The 15,779-nt window shown below is 73.2% G+C and carries 15 protein-coding genes; 4 read left to right on the top strand and 11 right to left on the bottom strand.

Translation table 11 applies throughout. From position 1 onward, the window contains the following. Positions 1-1,525: MinD/ParA family ATP-binding protein (locus tag B7L92_RS06675; RefSeq protein WP_255310787.1), on the top strand; the 1,525-nt coding region annotated here is incomplete at its 5' end. Positions 1,526-1,648: 123 nt separating this feature from the next. On the opposite strand, the gene B7L92_RS06670 is transcribed toward B7L92_RS06675, so the two are convergent. The 9 genes from B7L92_RS06670 to rimP all read right to left on the bottom strand — a co-directional run bounded on the left by B7L92_RS06670 (position 1,649) and on the right by rimP (position 10,619). Continuing rightward, the gene (locus B7L92_RS06670) at positions 1,649-2,602 is read right to left on the bottom strand and encodes a bifunctional riboflavin kinase/FAD synthetase (protein ID WP_081236540.1); all 954 of its coding nucleotides are present in this window, start codon (positions 2,600-2,602) and stop codon (positions 1,649-1,651) included. 145 nt (positions 2,603-2,747) lie between these two features. Continuing rightward, on the bottom strand, positions 2,748-3,179 hold the full coding sequence (locus B7L92_RS06665; protein WP_143626251.1) for a hypothetical protein: 432 nt from the start codon (positions 3,177-3,179) through the stop codon (positions 2,748-2,750). 437 nt (positions 3,180-3,616) lie between these two features. Beyond that, a complete protein-coding gene (gene truB, locus B7L92_RS06660) occupies positions 3,617-4,522 on the bottom strand; it encodes a tRNA pseudouridine(55) synthase TruB (RefSeq protein ID WP_081236538.1) in 906 nt (301 codons plus the stop codon). Then, entirely contained in the window at positions 4,519-4,968 is a 450-nt protein-coding gene (rbfA, locus tag B7L92_RS06655) for a 30S ribosome-binding factor RbfA (protein ID WP_004982755.1), read from the bottom strand. The genes truB and rbfA overlap by 4 nt, the downstream gene beginning before the upstream one ends. Before the next feature lie 49 nt (positions 4,969-5,017). Further along, positions 5,018-5,311: a DUF503 domain-containing protein gene (locus B7L92_RS06650; protein WP_004982757.1), complete on the bottom strand. Its 294-nt coding sequence runs from the start codon at positions 5,309-5,311 to the stop codon at positions 5,018-5,020. Positions 5,312-5,514: 203 nt separating this feature from the next. Next, on the bottom strand, positions 5,515-8,550 hold the full coding sequence (gene infB, locus B7L92_RS06645; protein WP_081236537.1) for a translation initiation factor IF-2: 3,036 nt from the start codon (positions 8,548-8,550) through the stop codon (positions 5,515-5,517). A 174-nt stretch (positions 8,551-8,724) separates the two neighbouring features. Further along, positions 8,725-9,006: a YlxR family protein gene (locus tag B7L92_RS06640; protein ID WP_081236536.1), complete on the bottom strand. Its 282-nt coding sequence runs from the start codon at positions 9,004-9,006 to the stop codon at positions 8,725-8,727. 102 nt (positions 9,007-9,108) lie between these two features. Then, on the bottom strand, positions 9,109-10,095 hold the full coding sequence (gene nusA, locus B7L92_RS06635) for a transcription termination factor NusA (RefSeq protein WP_081236535.1): 987 nt from the start codon (positions 10,093-10,095) through the stop codon (positions 9,109-9,111). Between the two features lie 2 nt (positions 10,096-10,097). Beyond that, entirely contained in the window at positions 10,098-10,619 is a 522-nt protein-coding gene (gene rimP, locus B7L92_RS06630) for a ribosome maturation factor RimP (protein WP_081236534.1), read from the bottom strand. A gap of 266 nt (positions 10,620-10,885) precedes the next feature. On the opposite strand from rimP, the gene B7L92_RS06625 reads away from it, so the two are divergent. Genes B7L92_RS06625 through B7L92_RS06615 form a run of 3 tightly spaced genes read left to right on the top strand, consistent with a single transcriptional unit; the run spans position 10,886 to position 12,915 of the window. Then, positions 10,886-11,431, top strand: a complete 546-nt coding sequence (locus tag B7L92_RS06625) for a hypothetical protein (protein WP_081236533.1) — start codon at positions 10,886-10,888, stop codon at positions 11,429-11,431. Continuing rightward, a complete protein-coding gene (locus tag B7L92_RS06620; RefSeq protein ID WP_081236532.1) occupies positions 11,428-11,913 on the top strand; it encodes a ferritin-like domain-containing protein in 486 nt (161 codons plus the stop codon). The genes B7L92_RS06625 and B7L92_RS06620 overlap by 4 nt, the downstream gene beginning before the upstream one ends. Positions 11,914-11,958: 45 nt before the next feature. Beyond that, a complete protein-coding gene (locus B7L92_RS06615) occupies positions 11,959-12,915 on the top strand; it encodes an aminoglycoside phosphotransferase family protein (RefSeq protein ID WP_081236531.1) in 957 nt (318 codons plus the stop codon). 528 nt (positions 12,916-13,443) lie between these two features. On the opposite strand, the gene B7L92_RS06610 is transcribed toward B7L92_RS06615, so the two are convergent. Both B7L92_RS06610 and B7L92_RS06605 read right to left on the bottom strand, forming a co-directional pair. After that, a complete protein-coding gene (locus B7L92_RS06610) occupies positions 13,444-15,147 on the bottom strand; it encodes a proline--tRNA ligase (protein WP_081236530.1) in 1,704 nt (567 codons plus the stop codon). A gap of 79 nt (positions 15,148-15,226) precedes the next feature. Next, positions 15,227-15,763, bottom strand: a complete 537-nt coding sequence (locus B7L92_RS06605; protein ID WP_039831461.1) for a GNAT family N-acetyltransferase — start codon at positions 15,761-15,763, stop codon at positions 15,227-15,229. Between the last annotated feature and the right edge of the window lie 16 nt (positions 15,764-15,779).

Below are 15,779 nucleotides of genomic sequence, written 5' to 3'. Positions count from 1 at the left end.
CCCGCACGGCGCCGGCCCGCAGCCGCAACCGGTGCAGCCGCAGCCCCCGCACGCCGGCCAACCCCCGCATGCCGGCCAGCCGCCGCAGCCGCCCGTCGATCCGCGTGTCGGGGCCGCCTGGCCGCAGCCGGTGCAGCACGACCAGCGGCAGCCGACCAACCCCGGTGCGGCGCCGCTCGGTTACACCGCGGCCGTGGAGCTGTCGTCGGACCGGCTGCTCAACAGCAGGAAGCAGAAGGCGAAGAGCAGCCGTCCCGCGGCCGGCGGGTCGCGGTTCAAGCTGGGCGGCAAGAAGGAGGAGGCCGAGCGGCAGCGGAAGCTGGGACTGATCCGCACGCCGGTGCTGTCCTGCTACCGCATCGCCGTCATCAGTCTCAAGGGCGGTGTCGGCAAGACGACCACGACCACCGCGCTCGGCGCCACCCTCGCCAGCGAGCGGCAGGACAAGATCCTCGCGATCGACGCCAACCCGGACGCCGGTACGCTCGGCCGCCGCGTGCGGCGCGAGACCGGGGCCACCATCCGTGACCTCGTGCAGGCGATCCCGTACCTCAATTCCTACATGGACATCCGGCGGTTCACCTCGCAGGCGCCCTCCGGCCTGGAGATCATCGCCAACGACGTCGACCCCGCCGTGTCGACGACGTTCAACGACGAGGACTACCGGCGCGCGATCGACGTGCTCGGCAAGCAGTACCCGATCATCCTCACCGACTCCGGCACGGGTCTGCTCTACAGCGCCATGCGCGGGGTGCTGGACCTCGCCGACCAGCTCATCATCATCTCCACGCCGTCCGTGGACGGTGCGAGCAGCGCCAGCACGACGCTGGACTGGCTGTCGGCGCACGGGTACGCGGATCTCGTCTCACGGTCCCTCACCGTCATCTCCGGCGTGCGCGAGACCGGAAAGATGATCAAGGTCGAGGACATAGTGACGCACTTCGAGACGCGGTGCCGCGGTGTGGTCGTCGTGCCGTTCGACGAGCATCTGGCCGCCGGTGCGGAGGTCGACCTCGACATGATGCGGCCGAAGGTGCGGGAGGCGTACTTCAACCTCGCGGCGCTGGTCGCCGAGGACTTCGTCCGCCACCAGCAGTCGCACGGCCTGTGGACCTCCGACGGCAATCCGCCGCCGGTCGCCGCCCCGCCGCTGCCGGGACAGCCCGTACCGGGACAGCCGCCGGTCCAGCCCATGCCGGGACAACCCGTCCCCGGTCAGCCGGGTCCGTACCCGCAGCAGCCCCAACCGCAGCCGCAGCCCGGTCAGCCGTACGCCCAGCCGGGGCAGCCGCCGGCCCAGCCCATGCCGGGGCAGCCGCCGGTCCAGCCCGGCCAGGGGTATCCGCAGGTTCCGGGGCAGGCGTATCCGCAGATTCCGGGCCAGCCCTACCCCCAGCCCGGCCAGCCGCCGCAGCAACCTCAGCAGCCGCAGCAGCAACCCCAACCACAGCCGCAGCCGCAGCCGCAACCCCAGCCGGGCTACGGCTACCCCCAGTCCGGTCAGCAGCCGCCCGCGCAGCAGTAGGCCGGGGCGCCCGCGTCTCCGTCCGACCGACCGGTCCCTTCCGAGGGGCCGGTCCCCCTCCCCGCCCGCGCCGTCCGTACTCGGCGCGGGCCGCTTCGCGTCCGGGGCGGGATCCGGCCGCCTCTACGGGTTCTCGGCCGCGGCCACCAGTTCCTTGCAGCGCTCGACGTCCCGCGCCATCTGCTCCATCAGCGCCTCGAGCGTGTCGAACCTCGCCTGGCCGCGGACGAAGGCCAGGAAGTCGACGGCGACGTGGAGGCCGTACAGGTCGAGGCCGACGCGGTCGATGGCGTAGGCCTCGACCGTGCGCTCGGTGCCGTCGAACTGGGGGTTGGTGCCGACGGAGATGGCGGCCGGCATGGCCTCGCCTTGGGCGTGCAGCCAGCCGGCGTAGACGCCGTCGGCGGGGATCGCGGTGTGCGGGAGGGTCTCGACGTTGGCGGTGGGGAAGCCCAGTTCGCGGCCGCGCTGGGCGCCGCGGACGACCACGCCCTCGACGCGGTGCGGGCGGCCGAGGATCTCGGCCGCGCCGTCGACGTCGCCCTCGGCGACCAGGCGGCGGGTGAGCGTGGAGGAGAACGGCTCGCCGCCGCCCGCCTCGCCCGTCACGTACAGGTCGACGACCTCGACCGCGAAATCGTAGATCCGTCCCTGCTCGGTGAGGAAGTCCACGGTGCCCGCGGCCTTGTGGCCGAAGCGGAAGTTGGGGCCCTCGACGACCGCCTTGGCGTGCAGTTTGTCGACCAGGACCTTGACCACGAAGTCGGCCGCGGACAGTTTGGAGAACTCGGCGGTGAAGGGGAGGATCAGGACCGCGTCCACCCCCAGCTCGGCCATGAGTTCGGCGCGCCGGTGGTGCGGGGCGAGCAGCGGGGGGTGGCTGCCGGGGCGGACGACCTCGCTGGGGTGCGGGTCGAAAGTGACGACGACCGCGGGGACGTCCAGTTCGCGGGCGCGCTCCACGGCGTGCCGGATGATCAGTTGGTGCCCACGGTGGACTCCGTCGTAGGAGCCGATGGTGACGACGCTGCGCCCCCAGTCCTGGGGGATGTCCTCCAAGCCACGCCAGCGCTGCACTGTCCCTGCTCCTTGTCGAAACCTCGTCGTACCCGAGTCCGTGGACTCCCGTGGACTTCTCCTGCGCAGGTCTAAGAGTGCCATGCCGCAGACCCGCGGCCCGCATCGGCATGGAGCTGTGACCGGGTACACGCGCGGTGCGGGTTCAGCCGGGGGTGCCCGCGCCCGTCAGGTCCTCGATCGTCCGGCGGGCGCCGGGCCCCACGACCACGGCCCATTCCCGCGGGGCCTCCGCCGACCAGTCGGCCACCGCGGCCGCGAAGCCCGGGACGTGGTGGGCCGGGTCGACCGGAGCGCGGTCGAAGCGGGCGGCGCCCTCCGGGGCACGGACGGGAAGCAGACCGGTGCGGTGGACGAGGAAACGCAGCTCGGGACCGGTGCTGCGGGTGGCCGTCCGCAGCACCGCGTCCAGGACGCCGGTGTCGGACTCGCGGGCGAGCAGGACGTCCAGCGGTTCGCGGCACAGGGGGCGGAAGGCCGGTGTCCCGGGGGCGGCGAGCACCTCGGCGAGGGCCCGCCCGCAGTGCCCCCTGCTCGCCGTCCAGCAGGCCGGCGAGCAGGGGGCGGAGTACGACACGGGCGGCCGGTGCCGCGTCCCGGTCCAGGCGCCGGTCCGCGTATGCGGCCAGGCGTCCCGCGAGCTCCGGCCGCCGTGCCGCCGCCTCCCGCACCAGTACGGCGACCGGCCGGGCCAGTCGGGGGCGGCGGTGAGGGTGCGCAACGTCTCCGGAGTGTCCCGTCCGTGACGGGACCGGTTCCGCGACCTCATCGGCGAGTCCTCCGCCGTACCTCCGTGCCCTTGCGCCCGGCGGTAGGGCCGGAATGATCAGCGGGGCAACCCGCTCGGCGAACGCGCCCCCTTCCACTCCCCCGGTTCACTCCGAGCGCCCGCACTTACGGGTGAACAGGCGGGGACGGATGGATAACCCTAGGGGTGGGGGAACCGAGGGGGACCGTGGAGCGGCGGCATGTCCATCCCCGTGGCGCCGCTCCACGGGCGGAACCGGCGGCCGGTCAGCCGAAGACGGCCAGGCTCTTGGCCTTGCCCTTCTGCTGCTCGGCGAGGGCCAGGAACCGCCCCTCGGGGCCGAAGACGGCCACGGGACCGGAGCCCGCGTACTCGTCCGGCATCTCCAGTCGCACGCCGTTGGTGAGCAGCCGGGCCCGCCGGGCGTCGATGTCCCAGCGCGGGAACGCGGCGGCGGCGGCCTCGGCGATCGGCATCACGGTCAGCTCCTGCTGGAGCTGGTCGAGCGTGCGGGCCGCCTCCAGCTTGTACGGGCCGACCCGGGTGCGGCGCAGCGCGGTGAGGTGCCCGCCCACGCCGAGGCCGGCGCCCAGGTCGCGGGCGAGGGCGCGGATGTAGGTGCCGGAGGAGCAGACGACGGAGACCACCAGGTCGAGCACGGCGGTGCCGTCGTCGGCGACGGCCTCCCGCACGTCGTACACGGAGAACGAGGAGACCGTGACCGGCCGTGCCGGGATGTCGAACTCCTCGCCCTCCCGGGCGCGTTTGTAGGAGCGCACGCCGTTGATCTTGATGGCGCTGACCCTGGACGGCACCTGCATGATGTCGCCGGTCAGCTCGGCGACGCCGGCGTCGATGGCCTCGCGGGTGACGCGGGAGGCGTCGGTGGAGGAGGTGACCTCCCCCTCGGCGTCGTCGGTGAGCGTGTTCTGCCCGAGCCGGACGGTGCCCACGTACTCCTTCTCGGTCAGCGCCAGGTGGCCGAGGAGCTTGGTCGCCCTCTCGACGCCGAGGACGAGGACGCCCGTCGCCATCGGGTCGAGGGTGCCGGCGTGGCCGACGCGCCGGGTGCGCGCGATGCCGCGCATCTTGGCGACCACGTCGTGCGAAGTGAAGCCCGACGGCTTGTCGACGATGACGAGGCCGTCGGGCGCGGTGTGCTTCTGGGTCATTCGGCGGTGTCGTCCGTCTCGTCGTCGCCCGGCTTGCGGTACGGGTCGGCACCCCCGGCGTACGTGGCGCCCGCGGACGCCTCGCGCACCTTCGCGTCGGACTGGCGCGCCTTGTCGAGGAGGTCCTCGATGTTGCGTGCCGTGTCGGGCAGCGCGTCCATGACGAAGGTCAGGGTCGGCGTGAACTTCACGCCCGCCGCCCGGCCCACCTCGGAGCGCAGGATGCCCTTGGCGCTCTCCAGGCCGGCCGCCGCCGCCTTGCGCTCCTCGTCGTCCCCGTACACCGTGTAGAAGACGGTCGCCTCCCGCAGGTCACCCGTGACCCGGGTGTCCGTGATGGTGACGTGTGTGCCGAGCCGCGGGTCCTTGATCCCGCGCTGCAGCTTCTGGGCCACCACCTCTCGGATGAGGTCCGCCAGCCTTTTCGCCCGCGCGTTGTCGGCCACTGGTCCGTCTCCCGTTCTTTCCTGTCTGCGTATCGATGAGCTGTGGTCGTCAGTCGTCTTCGCCGTGGAAGCGCCGTCTGACGGACAGCAGCTCCACTTCCGGGTGCCCGGCGACCAGTCGCTCGCACCGGTCCAGCACGTCGGTCAGGTGCCCCGGGTCGCCGGACACCACGGCCAGGCCGATGAGTGCCCTGCGGTGGAGGTCCACGTGATCCACCTCGGCCGCGCTCACCGCGTACTTGCGCTGGAGCTCGGCGACGATGGGGCGGACGACGGAGCGCTTCTCCTTCAGCGACCGTACGTCGCCGAGGAGGAGGTCGAAGGACAGCGTCCCCACATACATGTGTGCAACCGGTTCACCCGCCGGTCCGGGATCGATGGCCCCGCCATCCGTCTTGGGCAGGGACATCAGAACCGTACAACGAAGGGGGCGCGCCGCTCGACGGATATTACGCTCCGTGGGCTCCGGGCCCGGTCCTTCGTCCCCGGACACACGGACCGGCCGGCGGGACCGCGGTCCCGCCGGCCGGCACACGCCGTGGGGTGTTACGCCCGCGGCTTCTCGCGCATCTCGTACGTCGCGATGACGTCGTCGACCTTGATGTCGTTGAAGTTTCCGAGGTTGATACCGCCCTCGAAGCCTTCGCGGATCTCGGTGACGTCGTCCTTGAAGCGACGCAGACCCTCGATGGTGAGGTTCTCCGCGACCACCTTGCCGTCGCGGATGAGGCGGGCCTTGGTGTTCCGCCTGACCTCGCCGGAGCGGATGAGCACACCCGCGATGTTGCCCAGCTTGGACGACTTGAAGACCTCGCGGATCTCCGCCGTGCCGAGCTCGACCTCCTCGTACTCCGGCTTGAGCATGCCCTTGAGGGCCGCCTCGATCTCCTCGATCGCCTGGTAGATGACCGAGTAGTAGCGGACGTCCACGCCCTCGCGCTCGGCCATCTGCTGTGCCCGCCCGGCGGCGCGCACGTTGAAGCCGATCACGATGGCGTCCGAGCCCATCGCCAGGTCGATGTCGGACTCCGTGACCGCACCGACGCCGCGGTGCAGGACGCGGATGTCGACCTCTTCGCCGACGTCCAGCTGGAGCAGCGAGGACTCGAGGGCCTCGACCGATCCGGACGCGTCACCCTTGATGATCAGGTTCAGCTGCTGGATCTCGCCGGCCTTGAGCACCTTGTCCAGGTCCTCCAGCGACACGCGGCGCGTGCGCTTGGCGAACGCGGCGTTGCGCTCACGGGCGGCGCGCTTCTCGGCGATCTGACGGGCCGTACGGTCCTCGTCGACGACGATGAAGTTGTCGCCCGCGCCCGGGACGTTGGTCAGGCCCAGGACCTGGACCGGCGTCGACGGACCCGCCTCGGCGACGTTGTTGCCGTTGTCGTCGAGCATGGCGCGCACGCGGCCGTAGGCGTCGCCCACCACCATCGTGTCGCCGACCCGCAGGGTGCCTCGCTGGACGAGGACGGTCGCCACCGCACCGCGGCCGCGGTCGAGCCGGGACTCGATCGAGATGCCCTGCGCGTCCTGCTTGGGGTTGGCCCGCAGGTCGAGCGAGGCGTCGGCGGTGAGGACGACGGCCTCGAGGAGGCTGTCGATGTGCAGACCCTGCTTGGCGGAGATGTCGACGAACATGGTGTCGCCGCCGTACTCCTCGGCCACCAGGCCGTACTCGGTCAGCTGACCGCGCACCTTGGTCGGGTCCGCGCCCTCGACGTCGATCTTGTTGACCGCGACGACGATCGGCACGTCGGCCGCCTTGGCGTGGTTGAGCGCCTCGACCGTCTGCGGCATGACGCCGTCGTTGGCCGCGACGACCAGGATCGCGATGTCGGTCGACTTCGCACCACGGGCACGCATGGCGGTGAACGCCTCGTGACCCGGGGTGTCGATGAAGGTGATCTTGCGATCCTCTTCGTTGACCTCGGTCGTGACCTGGTAGGCACCGATGTGCTGGGTGATGCCACCGGCCTCGCCCGAGGCGACGTTCGTCTTGCGGATGGCGTCGAGCAGGCGGGTCTTGCCGTGGTCGACGTGACCCATGACGGTGACCACCGGCGGACGGACGACCAGGTCCTCCTCGGAGCCCTCGTCCTCGCCGAACTCCAGGTCGAAGGACTCGAGCAGCTCGCGGTCCTCCTCCTCCGGGCTGACGATCTGAACCGTGTAGTTCATCTCGTCGGCGAGGAGCTGGAGCGTCTCGTCGGAGACGGACTGGGTCGCGGTGACCATCTCGCCGAGGTTCATCATGACCGCGACGAGCGACGCCGGGTTGGCGTTGATCTTCTCCGCGAAGTCGGTGAGCGACGCACCGCGCGACAGGCGAATGCTCTCGCCGTTGCCGCGAGGCAGCATCACGCCGCCGACCGACGGGGCCTGCATGGCCTCGTACTCCTGGCGCCTCTGCCGCTTCGACTTGCGGCCACGACGGGCCGGACCGCCGGGACGGCCGAAGGCGCCCTGCGTGCCACCGCGGCCACCGGGACCGCCGGGACGGCCACCGAAGCCGGGACGGCCACCGCCGCCGGCGAAGCCGCCGCCACCGCCGGGACGACCGGCGAAGCCGCCGCCGCCACCGGGACGACCGGCACCGGCACCGCCACCGGGACGACCGGCGAAGCCGCCGCCACCGGGACGACCGGCACCGCCGGGACGACCCGCACCGCCCGGACCGCGGCCGCCGGGGCCGGGACGCGGGCCGGCAGCGGGACGCTGCGGCATCATGCCGGGGTTCGGACGCGGGCCGCCGGGACGGGGACCGCCCTGCGGACGCGGCATCGAGCCCGGGGTCGGGCGCGGACCGCCCGGAGCCTGCGGACGCGGGCCGCCGCCGCTCTGGCCGCCGGGGGCCTGCGGACGCGGACCGGCACCGGGGGCGCCGGGGCCGGGACGCGCGCCCTGCGGGCGGGGCGCCTGCGGGCGGGCCATGCCGGTGGAGCCACCGGAGGTGAAGGGGTTGTTACCGGGACGCGGACCGGCCGGGCGGGCACCCGGACGCGGTGCGGCGCCACCGGGACGCTGACCCTGGCCGGCCGGACGGCCCTGGCCGCCCTGGCCCTGACCGGCGGGACGACCGCCGGGCTTGGGGGCACCGGGACGCGCGCCGGGCTTCGGACCGGGCTGGGCCGGAGCCGACGGCGGGGCCTGGAACTCCGGGGCCGCCGGAGCCGGACGCGGCGCGGGCCGCGGACCCGGCGTCGGACGCGGACCGGGGGTCGGCGCGGGCGCCGACGGGGCCGCGGGCGGCTGGGCCGCAGCGGGCTTGGGCGCGGCCGGCGGCTTCGGGGCTGCCGGACGCTCCCCCGGTGTCTTGGCGGCGCGGGAGGCGCCTCCCGCCTGCGCCGGAGAGGGCGCGGCGGGCTTGGGGGCCGCCTTCCTGGGCGCGCCGGGCTTCGCGGCGGACTTGCCGTTGCCCCCGCCCTGCTGGAAGGCGTCGGTCAGCTTGCGTACTACGGGCGCTTCGATCGTCGAAGACGCCGAACGGACGAATTCACCGAGTTCCTGGAGCTTGGCCATGACGACCTTGCTCTCCACACCGAACTCCTTGGCGAGTTCGTAGACCCGGACCTTAGCCACTTCGCTCCTTTGAGGTCCGGGTTGCGTCCGGACCGTCGCTAGTTCATGGGCGTACTCATCGCGTACTCATCGAGTGCTCATCGCAATCTCGACCTGCTTTCGACTCGCGAGGTACCAGACCGCACGGGGGCTTCCGTGCGGCACGTTTCCTTACCGTGTTGCTGTCAGTCGCTGTCAGCAACCTTGCGCCTGCTCGACGTAGCGGCGCAACGCCTTTACGTCGAGCGGTCCCGGGACGCGCAGCGCCCGGGGGAACGCCCTGCGGCGCACCGCCTGGTCGAGACAGACCTGGACGGGGTGTACATAGGCGCCCCGGCCGGGCAGCGTACCGCGAGGGTCGGGGACGCACGCGTCCTCGATCGCCACGATGCGCAGCAGCTCGCTCTTGAGCGTTTGCTCCCGGCACCCCACGCAGGTGCGCTCAGGGCATGCGCGGGTACGTGTCCGGCCAGACACTCCTCAGTCTACCTCCCCGGACCGACCTCACCCCTCCGGGGCAAGGATCGAACGCACGCCGCGCGGGAACCTGTCGTGATCTCAGCGGCCTGCGGCTCGGATCTATTCCCCGGCCTGCTCGGTGTCCGGCCGGATGTCGATGCGCCAGCCGGTCAGACGGGCGGCGAGGCGGGCGTTCTGCCCCTCCTTGCCGATCGCCAGGGACAGCTGGTAGTCCGGCACGGTCACCCGGGCGGACCGGGCCGCCATGTCGACGACCTCCACCTTGGAGACGCGGGCCGGCGACAGCGCGTTCGCCACCATCTCGGCCGGGTCGTCGGACCAGTCGACGATGTCGATCTTCTCGCCGTTCAGCTCGCCCATGACGTTGCGCACCCGGCCGCCCATGGGGCCGATGCAGGCGCCCTTGGCGTTGAGGCCGGACCGGGTGGACCGGACGGCGATCTTCGTGCGGTGACCGGCCTCACGGGCGATCGCGGCGATCTCCACGGAGCCGTCGGCGATCTCCGGCACCTCGAGGGCGAACAGCTTCTTCACCAGGTTGGGGTGCGTGCGCGACAGCGTGACGGAGGGACCGCGCACGCCCTTCGCCACCCGGACGACATAGCTGCGCAGCCGCATGCCGTGCGGGTAGCTCTCGCCCGGGACCTGTTCCTGCACCGGCAGGATGGCCTCCAGCTTGCCGATGTCGACCAGCACGTTCTTCGGGTCGCGGCCCTGCTGGACCACGCCGGTGACGATGTCGCCCTCGCGGCCGGCGTACTCGCCGAGCGTCGCGTCGTCCTCGGCGTCGCGCAGGCGCTGCAGGATGACCTGCTTGGCCGTGGTGGCGGCGATGCGGCCGAAGCCGGACGGGGTGTCGTCGAACTCGCGGGGCTTCTGGCCCTCCTCGAGGTCCTCGGGGTCCTCCTTCGCCCACACGGTCACATGCCCGGTCTCCCGGTTGAGCTCCACGCGCGCGTGCCGGCGGCTTCCCTCGGTGCGGTGGTAGGCGATGAGGAGGGCCGATTCGATCGCCTCGACCAGCAGGTCGAAGGAGATCTCCTTCTCCCGTACCAGGCCCCGCAGGGCACTCATGTCGATGTCCACGGCTACGCCTCCTCTTCCTTCTCGTCGTCCTTCTTGTCGGACGCGTCGTCCTTGCGGTTGAACTCGACCTGGACGCGCGCCCTGGTGATGTCGTCGAAGGCGAGTCTGCGTGCGGTGGCCTTGCGGCCCTTCACCCCGGGCACCTCGAGGTCGAGGCCGTCGTCGTCGGCCTCGAGGATCCTGGCGACCAGTTCGCCGCCCTCGGCCAACTGGAACCGCACCAGGCGGCCCGTGGCGCGCACGTAGTGCCGGTGCTCGGTGAGGAGGCGCTCCGCGCCCGGGGTCCCCACCTCGAGGGTGTACTCCCCCTGGCCCATCGCGTCCGTCTCGTCGAGCTTCGCCGAGAGCACACGGCTCACATCGGCGATCCGGTCCAGGTCTGCACCGGTGTCGGAGTCGACGACGACGCGCAGCACACGTCGGCGGCCGACCGAGTCCACGGCGATCTCCTCGAGATCGAGGCCCTGTGAGCTGACGAGCGGTTCCAGAAGTTCTCGAAGCCTCTCGCTCTGGGTGGTGCTCATCCGGGTGACTCCTCGGCCGCGTGTGCTGTTGTGGGATGGGGCGCGTGTCTGGTCAAAGGGTATCCGGTCGCGGAGGGTGTTGCCGTCCACCCGGTCGCGGAGGGTGCCGCTGACCGCTGCCGGGCGGACGCCCGGGTACCGTGATCCCGGGCCGAGGGCCTGTCCGACGATTCCCCGCCTCCCGCCGGGCGGGCGGAGGTCGCCGGCGCACCCCGGGGCCCTTCTCCCGTCGCCACGTTCGTACGAACCCCCCGAGGACGTCTGCCGTGCCGTTCCCCCCGTCTTTGCGCGTCCGTCCGGGGCCGCGCAGAAGGAGCCTGCTCGCCGTCGCTCCGGCGGCCCTGCTGGTGGCGGGCTGCTCCGCCGAGTCCGAGCGCCCCGACTCCACCGGGGGCAGCGGCCCCTCGGCCGCCGACCGGGTACGCGCGCGTGCGGCCCGGGACAGCCGGGAGCTGACCGGGCGGTACGACGCGGTCATCGCCGCGCACCCGAAGCTGGCCCAGCGGCTGGCCCCCTTGCGTGCGGAGACCGCCCGGCACACGGAGGCGTTCGGCGGTGCGACGGCGGCGGCGCCGACGCCCTCCGGGACGGCGCCCTCCGCCTCCGCATCTGCCTCTGCCTCCGCCTCCGCCTGGAGCGCCGCCGTGCCCGCCGGGGAGAAGGAGGCCCTGGCCCAACTCGCCGCCACGGAGCGGGAGGTCGCCGACCGGCGGACTCGGGCGCTGGTGGACGCGCCGGGCGAGCTGGCCCGGCTGCTGGCCTCGGTGGCGGCGGCCGGCGCGGCCCACGTGTACCTGCTGACGGAGGCATGACGGTGAACGAGGCGCGCGAGACGGAGAACCGGGAGCTGCGGGCCCTCCAGGCGGCCCTGGCGGCGGAGCACGCGGCGGTGTACGGCTACGGGGTCGTCGGGGGGCGGATCGGCAAGGAGCGGCGTACGGAGGCGCGTACGGCGTACGACGCGCACCGGGCGCGCAGGGACGCGCTGGTGCGCGAGGTGAGAGACGCGGGGGGCGAGCCCGTCGCCGCGGCCGCGGGGTACGCGCTGCCGTTCCCGGTGCCGGACGCGGCGGCGGCGGTCCGGTTCGCCGCGGAGCTGGAGGGCCGGGTGGCCGGGGTGTACGCCGATCTGGTGCGCGACAGCGGGGGCGAGCGGCGCCGGGGGGCTGCCGAGGCGATGCGGGAGGCGGCGGTGCGGTCGGTGCGGTGGAGCGGCAGGAGCGTAGCCTTCCCTGGGCTCGCCGAGCGGGCCGGTCCGGCTTCGAAGGCTCCGGCTTCCCCGCCGACGGCGTGACGGGGCGGCAGACACCGCGTACAGCACGAAGGGAACGACTCGCGCATGGTTTTCGAACCGCCGCAGCGTCTGGTGAGGGCGCTCGGTGAGACGGCGCCGCACGGGGACGACTGGCTGGAGAGGCTGCCCGAACTGGCGCGGCAGGCCGTCGCCCGGCGCGAGTTGACGGTGGAGCGGGTGCAGGTGCCCGGAGGGCGCAGCAGCCTGGTCGTGCTGGTGCGGACGGCCGACGGCACGCCCGCCGTGCTGAAACTGGCCCCGCGCCGGGCCCGTCCGGAGAGCGAGCGGGCCGCGCTGGCCCACTGGGGCGGCCGGGGAGCGGTGCGGCTGCTGGAGCCTCCCCCGAGTTCCCGGCTCCGCTCGAGCGGGGGCGCCCCCGTGAGCGGGGAGGCATCCCCGTCCACCGAGGGCGTCCTGCTGCTGGAGCGGCTGCATCCGGATGTCTCGGTGCGGTCGCTCCCGGAGGCGAGGGCGCTGCTGGAGGCGGCGGAGACGCTGCGCAGGCTGTGGGTGGAACCGCCGGAGGACCACACGTTCGAGACCGTCGCCGAGCGGACCGGGCGGCAGGCCGGGGCGATGCGGGCGAGCGCGGCGTCCGACCCGGAGGTGGCGCCGCTGGTGGAGGCGGCGCTGGCGGCCCGCGAGGAGCTGCTGGCCGCGCCGCCCGAGCACCGGTTGCTGCACGGCACGTTCCGGCAGAGCAAGGTGCTCTCCGGGAAGCGGCTGCCGTGGCTGGCGGTGGGTCCGGACCCGGTGGTCGGCGAGCACGCCTTCGACCTGGCCCGGCTGGTCCGCGACCGTGTGGAGGACCTCATCGCCCAGCCCTCCGGCGCGGCGACCACCCGCCGCCGGGTGAAGCGCCTCGCGGAGTCCCTGGAGGTCGACCGGGAGCGTCTGCGCGGCTGGACCCTGTTCCGCGCGGTGGAGTCGGGGGTACGGGCCCGCCGGGTCGGCCGCGCGCAGGACGCGGAACTGCTGCTGGAGTTCGCGGGCTGGCTCTAGGCGCGGGACGGCTCCGGGGGCGCCGGCCGGGTGCGGGCCCGAGGCGTCGCTCACACGGCTGATCGGCGACCGGGCGGACGCGCCCCCGCCGGCCGGGGCGGCGAGGGGGCTCCGGCGGCCCGGTCGGTGTGCCTCCCGGGCTTGCCGACCGGAGTCCCGCGTGTCCGTCGCCGGGGCGGTTCGGAGGCCGACCGGGGGTTCCGGCGGCTCCCGTCCGGTCGCCCCGGTGCGAGGTGCCCCGGTGGAACCGGACGGCACGTTCCCTTCGCGGGCCGGCGGCCGTGTGTGCCGACGGGTGATCGCGTCCTGGCCCGGGGTGTCGCCGTCGGGGACGCGGTGCGCGGCGGCGGCTTGCGCGCAGGGGTACGTGCGCGAGGAGGGCGCGGTCGCCGGCGGGGTGCCCGGGGCACGGACGCCGGCCACCGGACACAGGTGGTGGGCCCTCTCGGGGCCGGGGCCGGCGGCCGGCGCGAGGACCGCGCCGGCCGCGCTCCGCCCCGGCCGTCCGGAGGCCGGCCGGGTGCCTCGTCAGTGAGCGGTCAGGCGGGCGATCGCCTCTTCGACGGTCAGCTCCTCGCGCTCGCCCGTGCGGCGGTCCTTGAGTTCCACGACGCCCTCGGCCGCGCGGCGGCCGGCGACCAGGATCCGCGGGACGCCCATCAGCTCGGAGTCGGTGAACTTCACGCCCGGGGAGACGCCGGGGCGGTCGTCGACCAGGACGCGGACGCCGGCCGCGGCCAGCTTCTCGGAGACGTCGAGCGCGAGCTCCGTCTGGAGGGCCTTGCCCGCGGCGACCACGTGGACGTCGGCCGGGGCGACCTCCTGCGGCCAGCACAGGCCCTTGTCGTCGGCGGTCTGCTCGGCGAGGGCCGCCACCGCGCGGGAGACGCCGATGCCGTAGGAGCCCATGGTGACGCGGACCGGCTTGCCGTTCTGGCCGAGCACGTCGAGCTTGAGGGCGTCGGTGTACTTGCGGCCCAGCTGGAAGATGTGGCCGATCTCGATGGCGCGGTCGAGCCTGAGGCCGGTGCCGCACCGGGGGCAGGGGTCGCCCTCCTCGACCACCACGACGTCCACGTACGCGTCGACCTCGAAGTCGCGTCCGGCGACCACGTTCTTCGCGTGGGTGTCGGCCTTGTTGGCGCCCGTGATCCACGCGGTGCCCGGCGCCACGCGCGGGTCGGCGATGTAGGTCACCTTGTCCAGGCCCTGCGGGCCGACGTAACCGCGGACCAGATCGGGGCGGGCGGCGAAGTCCGCCTCGGTGACCAGTTCCACCGCGGCCGGGGCGAAGTGCGCCTCGACCTTGCCCATGTCGACCTCGCGGTCACCGGGCACACCCACGGCGACGATCTCGCCGCCGACCTTGACCAGCAGGTTCTTCAGCGTGGCCGAGGCCGGCACGCCGAGCGACGCGGCGAGGGTCTCGATGGTCGGGGTGTCGGGCGTGGGGATGTCCTCGGCGGCCGGGGCGCCGGAGGCGTCGACCGGCTTCAGTTCGTACGCGATCGCCTCGGTGTTCGCGGCGAAGTCGCAGTTCGGGCAGTCCGCGAAGGTGTCCTCGCCGGCCTCGGCCGGGGCGAGGAACTCCTCGGACTTGGAGCCGCCCATCGCACCGGCGGTCGCCGCGCAGATGCGGTAGTCGAGGCCGAGGCGCTCGAACACCTTCTGGTACGCCTGGCGGTGCAGGGCGTAGGACCGGGCGAGACCCTCGTCCTCGAGGTCGAAGGAGTAGGAGTCCTTCATCAGGAACTCACGGCCGCGCAGGATGCCGGCCCGGGGGCGGGCCTCGTCCCGGAACTTGGTCTGGATCTGGTAGAGGATCACCGGCAGGTCCTTGTAGGAGGACGCCTGGTCCTTCACCAGCAGGGTGAAGATCTCCTCGTGGGTGGGGCCGAGGAGGTAGTCGCCGCCCTTGCGGTCCTGCAGGCGGAACAGCTCGGGGCCGTACTCGTCCCAGCGGCCGGTCGCCTCGTAGGGCTCGCGCGGGAGCAGGGCGGGCAGCAGCACCTCCTGGGCGCCGATGGCGTCCATCTCCTCGCGGACGATCCGCTCGACATTGGCGAGGACCTTCTTGCCGAGGGGCAGCCACGTCCAGATGCCGGCGGCGGTGCGGCGCACGTAACCGGCGCGGACGAGCAGCTTGTGGCTGAGGACCTCGGCGTCCGCCGGGTCGTCGCGCAGCGTCTTCGCCATCAACTGGGACATGCGCTGGACCGGTGCGTTCGCCATGGTTCTCGTACTCCTGCTATGTCTGGGTGATGACAGGAGGTTAGCCGGGCGGGACGGGACGGCGGAAATCGGTTCTCCGCTATCCGCGGAGCTGTCCGCGCGGGAGCGGCAGGGGGGCGCCCATGACGGCGTACGGCTTGACGGCGCTGGGGAAGTGCACCTGCCGGGCGAGGTCCCGGTAGCCGAGGGAGCGGTACAGGCGGCGGGCGGGGCTCTCGACGTCGATGGCGGAGAGGATCGAGCGGGGCTCGTCGGCGCCGTCGGTGATGGTGGTGATCAGGGCGCGGCCGACGCCGTGTCCCTGGTGGCGCGGGTGGACGTGCAGCTCGGTGATGACGAAGGAGCCGTCGAGCCAGTCGTCGTGGCCCTGGGCGCGCAGATAGGGCTCGACGACGGTGGACCACCAGTGGGTGCGGTCGTTGGGCATGCCGTAGACGAAGCCGATCAGGCGGCCCTTGACGGTGGCGCCGAAGGCCCTGGCGCCCGGGAAGGTCATGTGGCGCAGCACGATCTGCCGCCGTACGGCCACCTCGTCGGGGCCGAGTCCGAAGGCCACCGCCTGGACCGCCAGCGCCGCGTCGACGTGGGCGGCGAGGTCGAGGGGGCCGATCACGATGTCGTCGGGGTGGGAG

Origin of the sequence: Streptomyces viridosporus (genome assembly GCF_002078235.1) — a bacterium.
In the GTDB taxonomy this organism is placed as follows: domain Bacteria; phylum Actinomycetota; class Actinomycetes; order Streptomycetales; family Streptomycetaceae; genus Streptomyces; species Streptomyces viridosporus.
Note: the sequence above shows the minus strand (reverse complement) of the source record. Positions and strands in the feature narration are given on the sequence as shown.